Origin of the sequence: Microbacterium sp. 13-71-7 (genome assembly GCF_002257455.1) — a bacterium.
GTDB lineage: Bacteria > Actinomycetota > Actinomycetes > Actinomycetales > Microbacteriaceae > Microbacterium.
Map to the genome: position 1 here is coordinate 1 of NZ_NCKN01000059.1, position 18,361 is coordinate 18,361.

Consider the following 18,361-nt stretch of genomic DNA (forward strand, 5'->3'; position numbering starts at 1 on the left):
CTCTCGGCATCGAGGCCCTGCATCGGTTCACCACGGGCGAACCGCTCTGGCGCGTGCATCAGGCGGTGTTCGGGGTGCTCGCGCTGGAGTCCGACCCGATCGATCCGCGGCTGTGACCGCTGCGGGGCCGCGGATCCCGATGGGCACACGGCCCTGCACCCACCAGGCCCTATCCTGAGACGCAGCGGTGCCGGACGGGTTCCGCAGCGCAGCGACGCGAGGTCAGGGGGGCCGACGTGACCGAGGAACAGCCGACTCCGGTGCCGGGCACCGGCGACGTCGACGTCGCGCCGGACGGCGGGCATGACTTCACCGCCGCGGGCGGATCCGCCGGCGCGGCGAACGCGACCGCGCTCGACCTGGCCTCGCACGGTGCCGCCCCGCACGGACCGGCACCGGCTCCCCGTCGTCGGCGCCGTGCCGTGCTGGCGTGGTCGCTGTCGATCGCCGGAGTGCTGCTGCTCGCCGGACTCGGCGCGGTGCTGCAGCTCACGGCGAACCTCGGCTACGACCAGGCGCACACGCAGCTCACGGCGGCGCTGACGAAGCAGAGCGACGAGGCGTCCCGCAACGAGCGCGTCCGCGCGGTGGACGACGAGTCCGCGCGCGCGGCCGAGGTGCTGCTGGGCGTGACGGACCCCGCCCTCGTCACGGATGCGGATCGGGCCGGCCTCACCACCGCGCGGGACCGCGCGCAGAAGGCGTCCGCCGCGGCCATGTCGCTGACCGCGACGCCGGTCTCCGAGCCCGGCGCGAAGCCGTCCTGGTTCTGGGAGCTGTACTCCCGCACCGCACGGCTCGACGCCGACGCGCACGCGGTGAGCTCCCTCGCCTCGGCGCTCGGCCGCTCGTCCGAGGAGCTCGGATCCGCGACCGGCGCGATCGATGAGAAGGGCCTCGCGGTGGTCAAGGCCGCGGGCGGACTCGCGGCGCAGATCGAGAGCGAGAACGTGCCCTCGCCGAACGAGGGCGTCCTGACGCTGCGCGAGCTGTCCGCACAGCTCGTCGCCACCACCTCCTTCGACGAGCCGGCGGCGCAGGGCTTCCGCCACTACGCCGCGACCGTGCAGGAGGTGCGCGACGGGCACACCGCGACGCTGGCGGCCGAGGCCGGTCCGCTGCAGGGTGCGCGGCAGCAGATCGAGGACTTCGCGCGATCCCTCGTCCCCGGAGTGCTGCTGGACTTCCAATGGGCGGACCGGGTGAACGACCTCGGCGGGGACAACGGCTACCTGTCCGGAGAGACGCGCACGCCGATCGAGTCGGGTCAGTACGCGACGATCCTGCTGTCCAACTCCGTCGCGGAGGAATGGCCGGGCGATTCCAGCAGGGCGCTGGTGGCGCACGAGGCCGGCCATGCGATCGCGACGAAGTGCCGGTCGATGGTCGACAACACCGACTCGGCCTCGGCCGAGGCATGGGCGACCGCCTGGGCCATCGGCATGGGATTCACGGATCCCGGCAACGGCACGGAGGCGTACGGCCCGCCGCCGGACTCGGTCGTGCAGCAGTCGATGGCGTGCCGCTGAGGGGGCGGAACCCCGAGCGTTCGATTCCGCACCCTAGACTCCCGCCATGACCCCTCCGCCCTCGGCGTCCATCGGTCAGGTCGTGGTGCTCGTCGAGCGGTGGCCGGATCCGGTTCCGCCGGCGGAGCTGCCGCTGCGGGGTGCGATGCGCCCCGGCGCGAGGGCGGTCTTCGTCGTGCTGCTCCTGCTCGCCACCGTGGCGGGCGCGGGGGCGATCGTCCTGCTCTGGACCACGCCGACCCCTGGGCTCTGGTTCTCCCTCCTCTTCACCGTGCTCATCGCGGCCCTCGTCGTCGTGCTCTGGGTCGTCCACGTCGGCTCATTGGCGTACAGTGCGGAGCGCGTCCGCGCCCATGCGCGCTGGCGCGGGGCGGCCGGCCGCATCGATCGGCTCGACGGCACGGTCCGGGCTCGGACGGTGTCGACGATCGAGGACGGCGGCGTCGACCGCTTCGAGCTCGTGGTGGACACCGCCGAGGGGCCGCTCCTCGCGGCATGGGAGCGAGCGACGGCGCGGTCGCCGATGCTCCTGCAGACGCAGGTGCCGGGGGTCGGCGCACGCGCGCGGATCTGGCGCATCAGGGAGGCGGGCGCCGATGCGCCGCTGGTGATCGAGGTCCGCGATCCCTCGGTCGTCTCGCCCGCCGCGGATCCCCTCTGACGATTCCGTAGGAATCCGCGCCGGATCCCTGCTGTTCTGGAAGGGTGGACGAGGTCGGGGGGCGCTGTGCCCCGCGACCACCCGTGATCGAGAGGCGGAGCGCATGACCGACGAATACGACCTGATCGTGCTGGGCGGCGGCCCCGTGGGAGAGAACGTGGCCGACCGCGCGGTGCAGTCGGGGCTCACCGCGGTGATCGTGGAGAGCGAGCTCGTCGGCGGCGAGTGCTCGTACTGGGCGTGCATGCCGTCGAAGGCGCTACTGCGCTCGCCGCAGGCCCTGCGTGCGGCGCGGCACGTGGGCGGCGCGGCCGAGGCGATCACGGGCGATCTGGACGTGCGCGCGGTGCTCGACCGACGTGATTCCTTCACGAGCCACTGGAAGGACGACGGACAGGTGGCCTGGCTCGACTCCGCCGGAATCGACCTCGTGCGGGGGCACGGGCGCCTGAGTGGCGAGCGGAAGGTGGCCGTCACCGCGCCCGACGGCAGCGTGCGCACCCTCACCGCGCGGCACGCGGTCGCGGTCAGCACCGGATCCGACGCCGCGATCCCCCCGGTCCCCGGTCTGCACGAGGCGAACCCGTGGACGAGCCGCGAGGCCACGAGCGCCGAGGAGATCCCGGACTCCCTCGTCGTCATCGGCGGCGGCGTGGTCGCGGTCGAGATGGCGACCGCGTACGCCGCGCTCGGTGCGGAGGTCACGGTCCTCGCCCGCAGCGGGCTGCTCGGATCCGTCGAGCCGTTCGCGGGCGAGCTCGTCGCCGAGGGCCTGCGTGCGCTCGGCGTCGACGTGCGCACGGGCGTCGCGACGAAGAGCGTCTCTCGCGATGCCGACGGGGTGACCGTGACGACGGACGGCGGGGACGTGCGCGCCGCCGAGATCCTCGTAGCGACCGGGCGCACCCCCCGCAGCGGCGACATCGGCCTGGAGACCGTGGGGCTTCCGGCCGGCCGCTCGATCCGCACCGACGACACCCTGCGGGTGCCCGGCGCGGACTGGCTCTACGCGGTGGGCGACGTGAACGGCCGGGTGCTGCTCACGCACCAGGGCAAGTACCAGGCCCGCGCCGCGGGCGACGTGATCGCCGCCCGCGCGAAGGGCGAGCCCGTCGACGACGAACGCTGGGGCCGGCACGTCGCGACGGCCGATCACGCCGCCGTGCCGCAGGTCGTCTTCTCCGAGCCCGAGGTCGCGGCCGTGGGCGTCACCGCGGCGGCCGCGCGCGAGGCAGGGCATCGCATCAGGGAGGTGGAGGTCGAGTTCTCCTCGGTGGCCGGTGCCTCGCTGCACGCCGACGGCTACACGGGACGCGCCCACATGGTCGTCGACGAGGACCGGCAGGTGCTGCTCGGGGTGACCATGGTCGGATCCGACGTCGCCGAGCTCATCCACGCGGCGGCGATCGCGGTCGCCGGCGAGGTCCCCATCGCCCGGCTCTGGCACGCGGTGCCGTCCTACCCGACCATGAGCGAGGTCTGGCTGCGGCTCCTGGAGGCCTACGGCCGCCAGTCGGCCTGACTCCCCCTGGCTTCGACTCGCCTGGTTTCGAAGCGCGCAGATGGCTCCATTTCGGCCCCGGATCCCGCCGATTGCGCGCTTCGAAACGAGGTCGGGTTCGACCGGTGTGGGAATCCCGGCGGATGTCGGTCTGTTTCCCGATGTCGTGGGGGTGCTTCATGGATGTCGGAGGCGTGGCCTACTGTCGGAAGGGCACCCCGGCGCCGCACGCCGAGAAGCACGTGTCGCATCGATTCCCGAGGAGGGACGAGCATGCAAGCAGTATTCGAAGGGCGAGTCGTCGCGAATGCGGATGACTCCGCCGTGGTCGTGATCGAGGGCAACCGATACTTCCCGCCGACAGCCGTCACCGAAGGCGTGCTGCAGGAGAGCCCCACACCGTACACGTGCCCGTGGAAGGGCGAGTGCCAGTACTACTCGCTCCGGGTGGACGAGCAGGTCCACAAGGATCTGGCGTGGGCCTACCCGGAGCCCTATCCGTCGGCCATCGAGCGCGTCGGGGTGGACTTCTCCGGCTACGTCGCGTTCGACCGCAAGGTCGAGATCCGCGCGGGCGTCGTCCCGCAGGAGGGGGCGCTCCCCTGAGGGGCGGATGACCGATGATCGAATTCCGCTCCGTCACCAAGACGTTCCCGGACGGCACCCGCGCCGTCGACGACTTCAGCCTGGTGATCCCCGCCCGGCAGACGACCGTGCTGGTCGGCTCTTCCGGATCCGGCAAGACCACCCTGCTGCGCATGATCAACCGGATGGTCGAGCCCAGCTCGGGCGTGGTCGAGATCGATGGGGAGAGCGTGCTCGACGGCGACCCCGTCGCCCTGCGCCGCCGCATCGGCTACGTGATGCAGAACTCCGGACTGCTCCCGCACTTCAGCGTGATCGACAACGTGGCCACGGTGCTGCGCCTGAACGGCGTCTCCCGGCGCGAGGCGCACGTGCGCGCGCGTGAGCTGCTCGACACGGTCGGGCTGGACCAGGCCCTCGCCGACCGGTACCCGAGCCAGCTCTCCGGCGGACAGCAGCAGCGGGTGGGCGTGGCCCGCGGGCTCGCCGCGGATCCGAACATCCTGCTGATGGACGAGCCGTTCGGCGCCGTCGACCCGATCGTGCGCACCGAGCTGCAGCAGGAGCTGCTGCGCCTGCAGCGCGAGCTCGGCAAGACCGTGGTGTTCGTCACGCACGACATCGACGAGGCGCTCCTCCTCGGGGACCGCATCGTGATCCTCGGCAAGAGCGCCCGCATCGTGCAGCAGGGCACTCCCGACGAGATCCTCGCCGCGCCCGCCGACGATTTCGTCGCCGCGTTCATCGGCGCCGACCGCGGCCGCCGTGCGCTGCACCTGCGCGAGACCCCGCACGGCACGGTGGTCGTCGATGCCGACGGGCGCGCCCAGGGCACGCTCGTGCAGTCGCCCGCCGATCTCCTCGATGCGCATCCGCCGCGGACGGCGGACGAGGTCGGCTGACATGACCTGGATCATCGACAACCTCGGGCTCATCGTGAGCCTGGCCGCCGTGCATCTGCAGCAGAGCCTGATCGCTCTCGTGCTCGGGGTCGTCGTCTCCGTGCCGCTGGGGTGGATCGCCTGGCGGTACCGCCTGGTGCGCGGTCCGGTGATCGTGCTCACCGGTCTGCTCTACACGATCCCCTCTCTCGCGCTGCTGATCCTGCTGCCGGCGCTGCTGGGCTACCAGGCGACCGAGGCCCCGAACCTCGTTGTGGCGCTGACCATCTACAACGTGGCGATCCTCGTCCGTGCGGTCGCCGACGGCCTCGACTCGGTCGATGCCGATGTGCGCCGCGCCGCGATCGCGATGGGCTACGGATCCGGCCGCCGCTTCTGGACCGTCGATCTGCCGCTCGCGGGCCCGGTGATCCTCGCGGGAGTGCGCGTCGCCGCCGTCTCCACGATCGCCCTCGCCACGGTCGGCATCCTGGTGGGCGTGCAGAACCTCGGCTACCTGTTCACGAACGGGCTCGACCGCCGCCTCATCGAGGAGGTGTTCGCCGGAGTCATCGCCGTGATCCTGCTCGCGCTCTTGGTCGACGCCCTGCTCGTCGTGCTCGGCCGTCTGGTGATGCCGTGGCAGCGCCGCAGCCGGCAGCGCACACGCAGCGCCCGTCCCGCCGTCGTGACGGGAGGCGCCTCATGAACCTCTTCGCCGATGCGATCCGGTGGCTGCTCGACCCCGAGCAGTGGACCGGCTCCTATGCGCTGCCCGTGCTGCTCGGCCAGCACCTGCTCTACACCGTCGTCTCCGTGCTCGTCGCGAGCCTGATCGCCGTGCCGGCCGGCTGGCTGATCGGGCACACGGGTCGCGGACGCGAGATCGCCGTCGCGATCTCGGGCGCCGCGCGCGCGATCCCCTCCTTCGGCCTGCTGATCCTGCTGGTGCTGCTGTTCGGCGTGCTGCAGGTGCCGACGGCCGCACTGGTGACGCTCGTGCTGCTCGCGATCCCGTCGCTGCTCGCCGGCGCATACACCGGGATCGAGGCGATCGAGCCCCGGGTGATCGACGCGGCGAAGGCGATGGGGATGACACCGTGGCAGGTGTTCTGGAAGGTCGAGTTCCCGCTCGGTCTGCCCCTGCTCGTCGGCGGCCTGCGCGCGGCGACGCTGCAGGTGATCGCGACCGTGACGATCGCGGCCTGGGTGAACCTCGGCGGCCTCGGCTACCCGATCATCCAGGGCATCCCCCTCGGCCGCTTCGACCAGGTGCTGGCGGGGGCGCTGCTCGTCGCCGCGCTCGCCCTGATCGCCGACCTCCTGTTCGCGATCGCGCAGCGCGCCGCGGTCCCGTCCGGCGTCCGCGCGGCCGGAGGCCGCTCCGAAGACGAACCCCACGCCAGGGCCGCGCTGCGCGCGGCCCGCACCTGACCTGCACCGACTCCCCACCGAAGAGAGGCACTCCATGTTCACCGCCCGCATCACCCGCATCGCGACCACGGCCGTGGCCGTGGTCGCCACGGCGCTCGCGCTCAGCGCGTGCAGCTCCAGCAACCCGCTCGACAAGCCCACCGCATCCAGCGGATCAGGCTCCTCCGACACGGTCGTGATCGGATCCCAGGCCTACTACTCGAACGAGATCATCGCCGAGATCTATGCGCAGGCCCTCGAGAAGGACGGCGTGAAGGTCGATCGGAAGTTCAACATCGGCCAGCGCGACGCCTACATGCCGGACGTGAAGTCGGGCGCGATCAACCTGTTCCCCGAGTACACCGGCAACCTGCTGGAGTACCTGGGCGGCAAGGCCGACACGAACAGCCCCGACGACGTCTACGCCGCGCTCAAGAAGGCGCTGCCGTCGGGTCTCTCCGTGCTCGACTACGCGAAGGCCGCCGACCAGGACACGTACACCGTCACCAAGGCGAACGCCGACAAGTACGGTCTCTCCTCGATCGCCGATCTCTCGAAGGTTCCCGCGCCCGTCACGATCGGCGGCGCGCCCGAGTTCGAGAAGCGCCCCTACGGTCCCGCCGCCGCGAAGAGCCTGTACGGGGTCGACCTGGCGTTCTCGGCCACCGGTCAGACCACGCTCGAGGCGCTGAAGGCGGGGACCGTGCAGGTCGCCGACATCTACTCGGCCGACCCGGCGTTCGCGAGCGGCGACCTCGTCGCGCTGAAGGACCCGAAGAACCTCATCCTTCCGTCGAACGTCGTGCCGATCGTGAGCACGAAGGTCGCCGACAAGGTGTCGAAGGCCATCAACGCCGTCAGCGCCAAGCTCACCACGGAGGAGCTGGTCAAGCTCAACGTTCAGAGCACGGCCGACAAGAAGCAGCCGGGCGACATCGCGAAGGCGTGGCTCACCGCGCAGGGCCTGAGCTGACCCCAGGTCTCCGAACAGGACGGCCCCGGGATCCGATCCCGGGGCCGTCCTCTCGTTCGCGGCGCCGGCGGCGCTCCCGCGCTCCGCGCCTCGTACAGTGACGGACGTGAGCGCTCCCAGTCTCGACCACCTGCGTACCTTCGTCACGGTCCATCGGACCGGGTCGCTCACCCGGGCGGCGCAGCTTCTCGGGCTCTCGCAGGCGACGGTCTCCGCGCACGTGCAGGCGGTCGAGGCGGTCGTGGGCTTCCCGGTGTTCGAGCGCGGGCGCGCCGGAGTGACGACGACGGCGAAAGGGCTCGAACTGGCGCGTCGGGTGGCGGCGCACCTCGATGCCATCGAGGACGCCGTGTCCCCGCCGGGTCTCGGTGGCGACGCGGAGCGCGCGGTGCACGTGGGCGGCCCCGCGGAGATCCTGTCGCTGATGGTCGTCCCGCGGATCGCCGAGCTGATCGCGGCGGCGAACGCGCCGGTCCGGCTCACCTTCGGCCTCGCCCAGGAACTGCTCGACGCGCTCGCCGGCGGTGCGCTCGACGTGGTGGTGAGCGCCGTGCCCCCGCAGCGCGAGGGCCTCACCGCCGTGCCGTTCTACGACGAGGAGTTCGTGCTCGTCGCGGCGCCGACCTGGGCGGGCCGCGACCCGGAGACCGTCCCCGTCGTCGCCTATGCGGAGAACCTCCCCATCGTGCGCCGGTACTGGCGCAGCATCTTCGACCGCGCGCCCTCCGCGCTGAGGGTCGCGGCGGTGATCCCCGACCTCCGCGGAATACGGGAGGCCGTGCTCGGGGGCGTCGGGATGTCGGTGCTGCCCGCCTACATGGTCGCCGAAGACCTGCGATCCGGTGGTCTGATCGCTCTCGACGAGCCAGAGGTCGCCCCGTTGAACACCCTCTACCTCGCCACGCGCAGCGGGGATGCGGAGCGGTTCCCGGCGGTCTCCGCGGTCGTCGACACCCTGCGGCGGTTCATCGCGTGATCCTCCTGAGCGCGCCCTCGGATTCCCGATGGGAGCGTTCGATTCCTCGACGCCGACGGGGCGGAGGCGCCGAGGAACATGGAGGTGTCGAAAGGACCCCACATGTCGAAGATCCTCATGGTCGTCACCGCGGCCGATTCCCTCACTCTCGCTGACGGATCGGCGCACCCCACGGGCTTCTGGGCCGAAGAGCTCGTCGTCGCCCACCGCGAGCTCACCGCCGCCGGCCACGAGGTCGTGATCGCGACTCCCGGCGGACGCATCCCTCCGGTCGATCCGGGATCCCTGGACGCCGCGGTCGTCGGCGACGCGGCGCGCGCCGAGGAGTTCCGCGCCTACCTCGACGCGATCCGCGCCGAGCTCGACCACCCCGCCACCTTGGGCGACCTCTCCGCGGCGGACTTCGCCGCTGTCGTGCTGCCGGGCGGGCACGGCCCGATGGCCGACCTCGCCTTCGACGAGGACCTGGGCCGGATCCTCGTCGAGGCGGATGCGGATGCGCGCCTGATCGCCCCGTTCTGCCACGGGCCGGCCGGACTGCTCAGCGCGACGACGGCCGAGGGCGGATTCGCCTTCGCCGGCCGCACGCTCACGGCGTTCAGCGACGAGGAGGAGGCGAGCGGCGGCCTCGGCGAGAACACTCCGTGGCTCGTCGCGGCGACGCTGCGCGAGCGCGGCGCCGTCGTGGAAGACGCCGCGCCGTGGAGCTCCCACGTCGTCCGCGACGGCAACCTCATCTCCGGGCAGAACCCGCAGTCGAGCGACGCCGTGGCCCGGGTGCTGATCGAGGCGCTCGGCGCCTGAGCCCCGCGCAGAGACGAAACGCGGTGTTCCGGCGAGAGCACCGCGTTTCGTCCCGCTCGGCCTTCGGCCGTGCTCGGTCAACGAACCCGGAAGCGCGGGGGCTACCCGAGGTGCCGCGCGAAGAACCGCCCGGCGTCCTCCCCGGCGTGCGCCGGAACGCCGGTGTGCCCGCCGAGGTTGGCCTGCAGTGTCTTCTCGGCGGATCCGAACGCGTCGAACACGTCGAGCGACCGCTGCCGGTCGTTGCCCTCGTCGTCCCACTGCAGCAGCACATGCAGCGGGATGGTGACCCGCCGTGCCTCGTCCAGGATGCTCAGCGGCACGTAACTGCCGGCGAACAGGCCGGCGGCGACGATCCGCGGCTCGACCAGGGCGAGCCGGATGCCGATCGCGAGCACGCCGCCCGAGTAGGCGACGGGGCCGCCGATCTCGGGGAGGGCGAGCATCGCATCGAGCACCGCCTGCCACTCGGGCACCGTCCTGTCGACGAGCGGGAGCACCAGGCGGTCGATCACGTCCTCGCCGGGACGCGCGCCGGCGTCGAGCGCCCGCATCAGCTCGGCGCGGGCGCTCTCCAGCTCCGGAAGCGGAGGTCGTGCGCCGTTGCCGGGCATCTCGATCGCCACGGAGGCGGCGCCGAGCTCGGCGGCGGCGCGGGCGCGCCCCTCCAGGCGCGGACGCATCCGGGCGAGGCCCGGCCCGCTCGGATGCCCGAGCAGGATCAGCGGGACGGGATGGTCGGCGGAGGCGGATCCCGGCGTCCAGAGGATGCCGTCGATGCCGCCCAGCGTGAACTCGCGCTCGACGATGTCGTCGCGGTGCGGTGCAGGAGCGGGGGCTGCCGAAGCAGACTGTGCAGATACCGGCGGCGCAGAAGCGATCTGCTTTTCCGCGGTGAAGATCAGTTCAGGGGTGATGTTCATGGTCGTGCCTTTCGGGAGTGCGCTTGTACGGCGCTCCCGGACGACCTATCGCCCGACCGTGTCCCCGAGGAGGAGCACCCACGTCGAATCGTTCATGGGTATCACCTCCTCTTCTCGTGCCGGCACGGCGTAGGCGAGAGTATCACCCCCGCCCCGGTCAGTCGAGCGCGCTCATCACGTGCTTGATGCGCGTGTAATCGTCGAAGCCGTACTGCGAGAGGTCCTTGCCGTATCCCGAGTGCTTGAATCCGCCGTGCGGCATGTCAGACACGAACGGGATGTGCGTGTTGATCCAGACGCAGCCGAAGTCCAGATCCCGGGAGAAGCGCAGCGAACGGGTGTGGTCCTTCGTCCACACCGATGCGGCCAGCGCGTAGGGCACGTCGTTCGCATAGCCGAGGGCCTCGTCGTCGTCCTCGAAGGACTGCACGGTCAGCACCGGTCCGAAGATCTCGCTCTGCACGGCCTCGTCGTCCTGGCGCATGCCGGAGACGATCGTCGGCTCGAAGAAGTAGCCGGCGTCGCCCTGCCGCTTGCCGCCGGTCTCGATCTTCGCGTGCGCGGGGAGGCGGTCCACGAAGCCCTGCACCTGGGCCAGCTGGGCGGCGCTCGAGAGCGGTCCGAAGAACACGCCCTCCTCGTGCGGTGCGCCGGTGCGGGCGTGCGTGCGCACGCGCTCGACGAGGGCCTTCACGAGAGCGTCGTGCACCGAGGCGTGCACGATCACGCGGGTCGCGGCGGTGCAGTCCTGCCCGGCGTTGAAGAACGCGCCGGTCACGATGCCCTCCGCGGCCTTCTCGATCGATGCGTCGGGGAACACGATCGCGGGGGCCTTGCCGCCGAGCTCGAGGTGCACGCGCTTCACGTCGGCCGCGGCCGACTCGGCGACGGCCATGCCGGCGCGGACGGATCCGGTGATCGCCACCATCTGCGGCGTCTTGTGCGCGACGAGAGCCGCGCCGGTGCTGCGGTCTCCGAGCACGACGTTCAGCGTCCCCGCGGGCGTGTGCTCCGCGACGATCTCCGCGAGGAGCAGCGTCGTGAGCGGGGTGGCCTCCGCCGGCTTCAGCACCACGGTGTTGCCGGCGGCCAGGGCGGGCGCGATCTTCCACACGGCCATGTTCAGCGGGTAGTTCCACGGCGTGACCTGGCCGATCACGCCGATCGGCTCACGCCGCACGTACGAGGTGTGCCCTGCCATGTACTCCGCGGCGGCGCGGCCCTCGAGGCTGCGTGCGGCGCCGGCGAAGAAGCGCAGCTGGTCGACCGACTGGTCGATCTCGTCGGCCACGAGGTTCGCACGCGGCTTGCCGGTGTCCTGCGACTCGAGATCGGCGAACTCCTCCGCGCGCGCCGCCATCGCGTCGGCGATCCGGAACAGCGCGAGCTGACGCGCGGCGGGAGTCGTGTCGCGCCAGAGCGGGAACGCGGCGGCCGCGGCGGCGTAGGCGGCATCGACGTCGCTCTGGTCCGAGATCGGCGCCTGGCCGTACACGTGCTCCGTGACGGGATCGATGAGGTCCATGCGGCCCTCGCCATGGGCGGCGACGGACCGTCCGCCGATGAAGTTCTGCAACAGTGCTGTGTCGGTCAGGGTGCTCTGCATGGTGAAAAGAATAGGCGAGAACCGACGAAATCGGAAGAAATCTGGATCAGATTCTGCGAAATCAGTTGCAGAGTGCGGTCGGGAATGTCAAAATCGACACATGAGCGACAAGCCGAAGGTGCCGGTGCTGGACGACGTCTCGAAGCGGATCATCGAACTCCTGCAGGAGGACGGCCGTCGACCCTACGCCGAGATCGGCCGCGCCGTGGGACTCAGCGAGGCCGCGGTGCGTCAGCGCGTGCAGCGGCTCACCGACAGTGGTGTGGTGCAGATCGTCGCGGTGACCGATCCCCGCCAACTCGGATTCTCCCGCATGGCGATGCTGGGCATCCGCGTCGACGGGGATCCGCGTGTCGCCGCGGAGGCGATCGCGAATATTCCCGAGATCGCATATGTCAACGTGACGCTCGGATCCTTCGACATCCTCGCCGAGGCCATCTGCGAGAGCGACGAGGATCTGCTCGAGCTGATCGCGACCAGGATCCGCACCATCGAGGGCGTCTCGCACACCGAGTGCTTCCTCTACGCGGGGCTCCACAAGGACCTCTACAACTGGGGCACGCGCTGATCCGCTGAGCCTTCCGCTCTCCCGACCCGGCCGCACTGCGGCACCGGGGCGCTGCGTCGCGCCCCGAAGGACCTTCCACCCACCCTCCCGGACAAGGAATCATCATGGGAACGACCGTCTTCGAACGACGGCAGCCGAGCGCCTCGGTCATCGAGCGCTCTCTCGAGAACACCGCGCACGCCGCGTTCTGGCTCGACGACGTCGAGCGCCCCGCCTTCCCGACGCTGTCGGGTGAGGTGCGCGCCGACCTCGCCATCGTCGGCGGCGGATACGCGGGGCTGTGGACCGCGATCCGCGCCAAGGAGCGCGATCCGCAGCGCACCGTCGTGCTGCTCGAGGCCAACCGGGTGGGCTGGGCGGCGTCCGGCCGCAACGGCGGGTTCTGCGAGGCGAGCCTCACGCACGGCGAGGAGAACGGCCGGAACCGCTGGCCCGACGAGATGGAGCAGCTGGAGCGCCTCGGGCTGGAGAACCTCGACGGCATCCAGGACACGGTCGAGCGCTACGGCATGGACGTGGACTGGGAGCGCACGGGCCAGATGGCCGTGGCCGTCGAGCCGCATCAGATCGAATGGATGGAAGGTGACGACTTCCTCGACGAGGCCGCCGTGCAGGCCGAGGTCGCCTCGCCCACCTACCTCGCCGGATCCTGGGACCGCACCGGATGCGCGATGGTGCACCCGGCCAAGCTCGTGTTCGAGCTCGCCAGGGTCGCCACCGAGCTCGGCGTGCGGATCTTCGAGCGCACCCGTGTCACGAGCCTGAGCGGCAAGGGCGTGCAGACCCTCACGGCCGAGGGCGGCTCCGTCGTGGCCGGCCAGGTCGCGCTCGCCACGAACGTGTTCCCCTCGCTGCTCAAGCGCAACCGGCTCATGACCGTGCCCGTCTACGACTACGCGCTCATGACCGAGCCGCTCACGGCCGAGCAGTACGACGCGATCGGCTGGAAGAACCGCCAGGGCCTCGCCGACAGCGCGAACCAGTTCCACTACTACCGGCTGAGCGCCGACAACCGGATCCTGTTCGGCGGCTACGACGCGGTCTACCACTTCGGCGGCAAGGTGCGCGAGGAGTACGAGGAGCGGCCGGAGAGCTTCCGGCGGCTCGCCTCGCACTTCTTCACCACCTTCCCGCAGCTCGAGGGGCTGCGCTTCACGCACCGCTGGGCCGGCGCGATCGACTCGTGCAGCCGGTTCTGCGCCTTCTTCGGCACGGCCCGCGGCGGCCGCGTCGCGTACGCGACCGGCTTCACCGGCCTCGGCGTGGGGGCGACCAGGTTCGCCGCCGACGTGATGCTCGACGAGCTCGCGGGCCTCACGACGGAGCGCACCCAGCTGGAGATGGTGCGCACGAAGCCCATCCCGTTCCCGCCCGAGCCGGCGGCCTCGATCGGGGTCAACCTCGTGCGCGCGGCGATGAACCAGGCCGACCACAACCAGGGCCGGCGCAACCTGTTCCTGAAGACGCTCGACGCCGTCGGGATGGGGTTCGACTCGTGACCGCCCTGCCCGCCGCCGGCACCGCGGTGACCGACCTCGTCCTCGCGCACGAGCCGCTGCCCGCGGACGAGGTCGTGTCCGGCGCTCCGACCACCGCGATCGCCGTGCTCGACGACACCGGCGATCGCGAGATCGGCATCTGGGAGATGACGCGGGGCACCGCGCGGGACACCGAGGTCGACGAGCTCTTCATCGTGCTCTCCGGGCGCGCGGTCGTGGCGTTCGAGGATCCGTCGCTGCCGGATCTCGAGGTCGGCCCCGGGTCCGTCGTGCGCCTCGCCGAGGGCATGCGGACCACCTGGACCGTGACCGAGACCCTGCGCAAGGTCTACATCGCCTGAGTCCTGCCGGGGGCCTTCTCGCGGCGACGGCGCGGTAATAGACTCAGCGCGGGGACCTCATCCGCGCGCCCAGGTGGCGCGGCGTTGTGCTACCGACGCGGGGATGACAACCCCCTGGGCTGGGGCTCATCATGTTCGAGAAACTCATGGCGACGGCCGTCCTTCCTGTGACGGACCTCGATCGCGCCAAGCGCTGGTGGCGGGACGTGCTCGACCGCGATCCGATCTTCACGGACGCCGAATCGGAGAACCTGTTCTACGACGTCGGCGGCACCGTCGTGCTGGTGTACCGCACCGACTTCGCGGGCACGGCGAAGAACACCGCTCTCAACCTCGTGACGGAGGACCTCGACCGCGACGTGGCGGAGCTGCGCTCGCGCGGGGTCGAGTTCCACGAGTACGACTTCCCCGGGCTCAAGACCGTGGATGGGATCGCGCAGCTCGGCAGCCTGCGCGGCGCGTGGTTCAGCGACACCGAGGACAACATCATCGCGATCGGCGAACCGTCGCCCGAGATGAGGGAGCGCGTGATGGGAGCGGCCGACGCGGCCGGGTGAGTCGAGGGCGGCGGCGCTTCACCGTCCGTGCGCGAGCAGCGCCAGGTGCAGCGCCGACAGCGTCTCGCCGTCGTCGAGGTCGGCGCGGAGCAGATCCGCGATGAGGCCGAGCCGCTGGTAGAAGACCGAGCGGGACAGGTGCGAGGCGCTCGCCGCCGCGGTGCGGTTCCCCGGGTGCGCGACCACGGCGCGCAGCACGCGGAGCAGATCGCCGTCCGTCGCGTCGTCGTGGCGGATGAGCGGGGCGAGCAGCCGCGCGCTGTGCTCCTGGAGCCGGTGGTCGCCGCTGAGCTCGGCGGCGAGGCGCGCGAGGGGGCGGTCGGCCACGCGCAGCACCGAGCCGGGCGACGCCTGGCGGGCGAGGCGCCGCACGACGGGGATCGCGGCGAGCAGCTCCGCCGTCGTCGCGGCGGGATCGCTGATGGCGCCCGAATCCCACTCCGCGACGAGCGGATCCGGCAGCGTCGTCCCGGTCGGCAGGGACACGAGCAGGATCCGCTCGGATCCGACCTCGGCCGACAGGGTGCGGACGTCGGCCCGCGTTTTCGGGCCCGCCTGCCCCCGCGGGGCTGCGACGATCGGCACAGCGTGCGACGATTCGCGCAGGTTCTCGCCCGGATCCTGTGCGGATCGTCGCGACGTGTGCGGATCGTCGCGCCCTGCACCGAGCGGCACCGTCGTCGTCGGTGACACGACCACGTACAGCGCGCGCCCGCGCACAGGGAACCCCGACGACTCCAGCCGTGCCTCGACGTCGGCGACCGTCACGTACCGCTCGCCGAGCAGCGCGCCGATCAGTCCCTCCGCCCGCAACCGCGCCCAGGCGCCCTCGCCGTCCGCGAGCCGCGACAGGGCGAGCGCCGTGGCGGCCTGCTCCAGCACCGTCGCCGGCCCCGCGGGGTGAGGCGGTCCCGGCAACGCGATCAGCTCGCCCCACTGCGTGCCGCGGGCGGCGACCGGCACGCGCGTCCATTCCGGCGGCAGCCGGCGCGACCGTCCCGCCCAGCCGTCGAGCACCTCGGCCTCGGCGAGGTCGAAGGGATCGGCGACGACGACCTCGTGCGCGAGATCCTCCAGCACGACCGGCGCCCGCAGCGCCCGCGCGGTCTCGCGGACGACCACCTCGACCGGCGCGCCGCGCAGGCTCAGCCCGGTGAACAGCTCGTGCAGCCGCTGCCGCTCCTGCAGCGCCTCGACCTGGCCCGCGATGATGCGGCGGTGCACCTCCTCGGTGACCGCGACGAACTTCACCTCGCGGTCGAGGGTCACGAGCGCGAGGTCCCGCGCGCGGCAGGCGGCGACGAGCGGCGGGGGCACCACGGCGAAGCGCGTGCCGAGCTCCAGCACGACGCCGGCGAGGCCCGCATCGGCCAGCTCGTCGACGAGCCGGGCGAGGGCGTCGGCGGCACCGGGCCAGCCGGCGCCCGTCGTGAGCAGCAGCTCCCCGCCGTCGAGCAGGGCGGCCACCCGCTCGCTGTCCGACACGTGCACCCACCGCACCGGCACGTCGACGGATCCGGCCAGCACCTCGGGGATGCCCGCCTGCAGCGAGGCGACCTCGAGCGCGTCGGCGACGGTCGGGAGCCCGGGATCGCCCTTGGTCTGCTCCGCTCCGCGACCCGGGGAGGATGCGTCCGGACGATCTGTCCGATCGGTGGTGAAGTCCAGACGATCTGCGGCCATGGAATCATCCTCCCCTTTGCCAACATGGGAGAGCAAGCCCGCGGACGCATCCGATCAGAGTGTCCGGATCCGCGTCCTGAATCATCGAGATCCCGACCAGAGGAGCATCACGTGACCGTGATCCGCCACTTCATCGACGGCGCCCTGACCGAGCCCACGGCACAGTCCGGCGAGACCGAGCGCACCGGCCCGGTGTACAACCCCGCGACCGGCGAGGCCCACCGCACCGTCGCCTTCGCGAGCGCCGCCGAGGTCGAGCAGGCGATCGCCGCGGCCAAGGCCGCGCAGCCGGCCTGGCGCGCGACGAGCCTCATCAAGCGCGCCGACGTGTTCTTCCGCCTCCGTCAGATCCTCGCCGAGCGGACGCCCGAGCTGGCCGCGATCGTGACGAGCGAGCACGGCAAGGTGCTCTCCGACGCGGCCGGCGAGGTCTCCCGCGGCATCGAGAACGTCGAGTTCGCCGCCGGCCTCGTGCACCTGCTCAAGGGCGAGCGCGCCGAGCAGGTCGCGCGCGGCGTCGACGTGCACTCGGTCAAGCAGCCGGTCGGCGTCGTCGCCTGCATCACGCCCTTCAACTTCCCGGTCATGGTGCCGCTGTGGATGGTCGCCTCGGCGATCGCGTGCGGCAACACGGTCGTGCTGAAGCCGAGCGAGAAGGACCCGTCCGCGGCGATCTGGCTCGCGAAGGCCTTCCAGGAGGCCGGCCTCCCCGACGGCGTGCTCAACGTCGTCAACGGCGACAAGGTCGCGGTCGACACCCTGCTCGACTCGCCGGACGTCAAGGCGGTCAGCTTCGTCGGATCCACCCCGATCGCGAAGTCGATCTACGAGCGCGCCTCGGCTAACGGCAAGCGCGTGCAGGCCCTCGGCGGCGCGAAGAACCACATGGTCGTCATGCCGGACGCCGACATCGACGGCGCCGCGGCCGCCGCGGTCTCCGCCGCCTATGGCTCGGCCGGCGAGCGCTGCATGGCCGTCTCGGTGCTGGTGGCCGTGGGCGAGGTCGCGGATCCGCTGATCGCGTCGATCACCGAGAAGGTGCGGGACCTGCGCATCGGCGACGGCACCGACGCCGCGAGCGAGATGGGCCCGCTCATCACGCGCGAGCACCGCGACCGCGTCGAGTCGTACGTGACGGGTGCCGAGGCCGAGGGCGCCACGGTGCTCATCGACGGCACGAAGCGCATCGCCGCGGGCGAGCGCCTCGACGAGAACGGCTTCTTCACCGGCATCAGCCTCATCGACGGCGTGAAGCCCGGCATGAAGCTCTACGAGGACGAGATCTTCGGTCCGGTGCTCGGCGTCGTCCGCGTCGACAGCTACACGGAGGCCGTCGAGCTCATCAACGCGCACCAGTTCGGCAACGGCGTCGCGATCTTCACCCGCGACGGCGGCACCGCCCGCCAGTTCGAGTTCGACATCGAGGTCGGCATGGTCGGCGTCAACGTGCCGATCCCCGTCCCTGTCGGGGCGTTCTCGTTCGGCGGCTGGAAGTCGTCGCTGTTCGGCGACTCGCACATCTACGGCCCCGAGTCGGTCCACTTCTACACGCGCTCCAAGGTCGTGACCACGCGCTGGCCCGACAACACCCCGGCGCAGGTCGACCTGGGCTTCCCGAGCAACCACTGACGCGAAAGGATCCGAGCTCATGAGCACCCTCACCGACACCGCTCGCCTCACCGACCGGCACGGCGCCGTGCACGCGCTGCCCGCCGCCGAGGCCGAGGCGCAGGTGCGCGCGGACGACCGCGCGCACGTGTTCCACTCCTGGAGCGCGCAGGCCCTCATCGACCCCGTCCCCGTCGCCGCGGGCGAGGGATCCACGTTCTGGGACTACCAGGGCAACGCCTACCTCGACTTC

At 71.5% G+C, this 18,361-nt stretch carries 19 protein-coding genes and 1 pseudogene; 17 read left to right on the top strand and 3 right to left on the bottom strand.

Features of this window, described 5'->3' with window-relative positions; genetic code table 11:
* The first annotated feature begins 8 nt into the window (after positions 1–8).
* The 11 genes from B7X32_RS21065 to B7X32_RS07920 all read left to right on the top strand — a co-directional run bounded on the left by B7X32_RS21065 (position 9) and on the right by B7X32_RS07920 (position 9,323).
* Positions 9–116 (top strand): hypothetical protein, encoded by a 108-nt coding sequence (locus B7X32_RS21065; RefSeq protein WP_366246967.1) that lies wholly within the window; start codon positions 9–11, stop codon positions 114–116.
* 120 nt (positions 117–236) lie between these two features.
* Entirely contained in the window at positions 237–1,529 is a 1,293-nt protein-coding gene (locus B7X32_RS07875; RefSeq protein ID WP_292718300.1) for a hypothetical protein, read from the top strand.
* Between the two features lie 46 nt (positions 1,530–1,575).
* Positions 1,576–2,190, top strand: a complete 615-nt coding sequence (locus tag B7X32_RS07880; RefSeq protein ID WP_292718302.1) for a hypothetical protein — start codon at positions 1,576–1,578, stop codon at positions 2,188–2,190.
* Between the two features lie 103 nt (positions 2,191–2,293).
* A complete protein-coding gene (locus B7X32_RS07885) occupies positions 2,294–3,712 on the top strand; it encodes an NAD(P)/FAD-dependent oxidoreductase (RefSeq protein WP_292718304.1) in 1,419 nt (472 codons plus the stop codon).
* 252 nt (positions 3,713–3,964) lie between these two features.
* Positions 3,965–4,297: a DUF427 domain-containing protein gene (locus tag B7X32_RS07890; protein ID WP_292718306.1), complete on the top strand. Its 333-nt coding sequence runs from the start codon at positions 3,965–3,967 to the stop codon at positions 4,295–4,297.
* Positions 4,298–4,311: 14 nt separating this feature from the next.
* A complete protein-coding gene (locus B7X32_RS07895; protein WP_292718308.1) occupies positions 4,312–5,178 on the top strand; it encodes an ATP-binding cassette domain-containing protein in 867 nt (288 codons plus the stop codon).
* A gap of 1 nt (position 5,179) precedes the next feature.
* The gene (locus B7X32_RS07900) at positions 5,180–5,866 is read left to right on the top strand and encodes an ABC transporter permease subunit (protein WP_292718310.1); all 687 of its coding nucleotides are present in this window, start codon (positions 5,180–5,182) and stop codon (positions 5,864–5,866) included.
* Positions 5,863–6,591, top strand: coding sequence for an ABC transporter permease subunit (locus tag B7X32_RS07905; RefSeq protein WP_292718312.1), 729 nt, complete (start codon positions 5,863–5,865; stop codon positions 6,589–6,591). Before B7X32_RS07900 ends, B7X32_RS07905 begins: the two co-directional genes overlap by 4 nt.
* A 34-nt stretch (positions 6,592–6,625) precedes the next feature.
* On the top strand, positions 6,626–7,543 hold the full coding sequence (locus B7X32_RS07910; RefSeq protein ID WP_292718314.1) for an ABC transporter substrate-binding protein: 918 nt from the start codon (positions 6,626–6,628) through the stop codon (positions 7,541–7,543).
* Between the two features lie 106 nt (positions 7,544–7,649).
* The gene (locus B7X32_RS07915) at positions 7,650–8,519 is read left to right on the top strand and encodes a LysR family transcriptional regulator (RefSeq protein WP_292718316.1); all 870 of its coding nucleotides are present in this window, start codon (positions 7,650–7,652) and stop codon (positions 8,517–8,519) included.
* 102 nt (positions 8,520–8,621) lie between these two features.
* Positions 8,622–9,323 (top strand): type 1 glutamine amidotransferase domain-containing protein, encoded by a 702-nt coding sequence (locus B7X32_RS07920; RefSeq protein WP_292718317.1) that lies wholly within the window; start codon positions 8,622–8,624, stop codon positions 9,321–9,323.
* 101 nt (positions 9,324–9,424) lie between these two features.
* On the opposite strand, the gene B7X32_RS07925 is transcribed toward B7X32_RS07920, so the two are convergent.
* Positions 9,425–10,246, bottom strand: coding sequence for an alpha/beta hydrolase (locus B7X32_RS07925; protein ID WP_292718319.1), 822 nt, complete (start codon positions 10,244–10,246; stop codon positions 9,425–9,427).
* A gap of 157 nt (positions 10,247–10,403) precedes the next feature.
* The gene (locus tag B7X32_RS07930; RefSeq protein ID WP_292718321.1) at positions 10,404–11,852 is read right to left on the bottom strand and encodes an aminobutyraldehyde dehydrogenase; all 1,449 of its coding nucleotides are present in this window, start codon (positions 11,850–11,852) and stop codon (positions 10,404–10,406) included.
* A 100-nt stretch (positions 11,853–11,952) separates the two neighbouring features.
* Here B7X32_RS07930 and B7X32_RS07935 point away from each other — a divergent pair, with 100 nt between their 5' ends.
* From B7X32_RS07935 to B7X32_RS07950, 4 genes are all read left to right on the top strand, one after another.
* Complete coding sequence (locus B7X32_RS07935; RefSeq protein WP_045271571.1) at positions 11,953–12,420, top strand: Lrp/AsnC family transcriptional regulator; 468 nt, start codon at positions 11,953–11,955, stop codon at positions 12,418–12,420.
* Between the two features lie 104 nt (positions 12,421–12,524).
* Complete coding sequence (locus B7X32_RS07940; protein ID WP_292718326.1) at positions 12,525–13,919, top strand: FAD-dependent oxidoreductase; 1,395 nt, start codon at positions 12,525–12,527, stop codon at positions 13,917–13,919.
* Positions 13,916–14,260, top strand: a complete 345-nt coding sequence (locus B7X32_RS07945) for a cupin domain-containing protein (RefSeq protein ID WP_292718328.1) — start codon at positions 13,916–13,918, stop codon at positions 14,258–14,260. The genes B7X32_RS07940 and B7X32_RS07945 overlap by 4 nt, the downstream gene beginning before the upstream one ends.
* Positions 14,261–14,391: 131 nt before the next feature.
* On the top strand, positions 14,392–14,817 hold the full coding sequence (locus B7X32_RS07950; RefSeq protein WP_292718330.1) for a VOC family protein: 426 nt from the start codon (positions 14,392–14,394) through the stop codon (positions 14,815–14,817).
* Between the two features lie 18 nt (positions 14,818–14,835).
* Here the strand turns inward: B7X32_RS07950 and B7X32_RS07955 are convergent, their stop codons facing one another.
* Complete coding sequence (locus B7X32_RS07955) at positions 14,836–16,500, bottom strand: PucR family transcriptional regulator (RefSeq protein ID WP_292718332.1); 1,665 nt, start codon at positions 16,498–16,500, stop codon at positions 14,836–14,838.
* A 111-nt stretch (positions 16,501–16,611) separates the two neighbouring features.
* Here B7X32_RS07955 and B7X32_RS07960 point away from each other — a divergent pair, with 111 nt between their 5' ends.
* Both B7X32_RS07960 and B7X32_RS07965 read left to right on the top strand, forming a co-directional pair.
* Positions 16,612–18,129, top strand: a complete 1,518-nt coding sequence (locus B7X32_RS07960) for a CoA-acylating methylmalonate-semialdehyde dehydrogenase (RefSeq protein ID WP_292718334.1) — start codon at positions 16,612–16,614, stop codon at positions 18,127–18,129.
* Positions 18,130–18,148: 19 nt separating this feature from the next.
* A pseudogene (locus B7X32_RS07965) lies at positions 18,149–18,361 on the top strand (aspartate aminotransferase family protein); the annotation flags it as partial.

What these genes read in the sequence shown, in the direction of transcription:
- B7X32_RS07880 (WP_292718302.1), top strand. Translation starts at nt 1,576, where the DNA reads ATGACCCCTCCGCCCTCGGCGTCCATCGGTCAGGTCGTGGTGCTCGTC.
- B7X32_RS07885 (WP_292718304.1), top strand. Translation starts at nt 2,294, where the DNA reads ATGACCGACGAATACGACCTGATCGTGCTGGGCGGCGGCCCCGTGGGA.
- B7X32_RS07890 (WP_292718306.1), top strand. Translation starts at nt 3,965, where the DNA reads ATGCAAGCAGTATTCGAAGGGCGAGTCGTCGCGAATGCGGATGACTCC.
- B7X32_RS07895 (WP_292718308.1), top strand. Translation starts at nt 4,312, where the DNA reads ATGATCGAATTCCGCTCCGTCACCAAGACGTTCCCGGACGGCACCCGC.
- B7X32_RS07900 (WP_292718310.1), top strand. Translation starts at nt 5,180, where the DNA reads ATGACCTGGATCATCGACAACCTCGGGCTCATCGTGAGCCTGGCCGCC.
- B7X32_RS07905 (WP_292718312.1), top strand. Translation starts at nt 5,863, where the DNA reads ATGAACCTCTTCGCCGATGCGATCCGGTGGCTGCTCGACCCCGAGCAG.
- B7X32_RS07910 (WP_292718314.1), top strand. Translation starts at nt 6,626, where the DNA reads ATGTTCACCGCCCGCATCACCCGCATCGCGACCACGGCCGTGGCCGTG.
- B7X32_RS07920 (WP_292718317.1), top strand. Translation starts at nt 8,622, where the DNA reads ATGTCGAAGATCCTCATGGTCGTCACCGCGGCCGATTCCCTCACTCTC.
- B7X32_RS07925 (WP_292718319.1), bottom strand. Translation starts at nt 10,246, where the DNA reads ATGAACATCACCCCTGAACTGATCTTCACCGCGGAAAAGCAGATCGCT.
- B7X32_RS07930 (WP_292718321.1), bottom strand. Translation starts at nt 11,852, where the DNA reads ATGCAGAGCACCCTGACCGACACAGCACTGTTGCAGAACTTCATCGGC.
- B7X32_RS07935 (WP_045271571.1), top strand. Translation starts at nt 11,953, where the DNA reads ATGAGCGACAAGCCGAAGGTGCCGGTGCTGGACGACGTCTCGAAGCGG.
- B7X32_RS07940 (WP_292718326.1), top strand. Translation starts at nt 12,525, where the DNA reads ATGGGAACGACCGTCTTCGAACGACGGCAGCCGAGCGCCTCGGTCATC.
- B7X32_RS07950 (WP_292718330.1), top strand. Translation starts at nt 14,392, where the DNA reads ATGTTCGAGAAACTCATGGCGACGGCCGTCCTTCCTGTGACGGACCTC.
- B7X32_RS07955 (WP_292718332.1), bottom strand. Translation starts at nt 16,500, where the DNA reads ATGGCCGCAGATCGTCTGGACTTCACCACCGATCGGACAGATCGTCCG.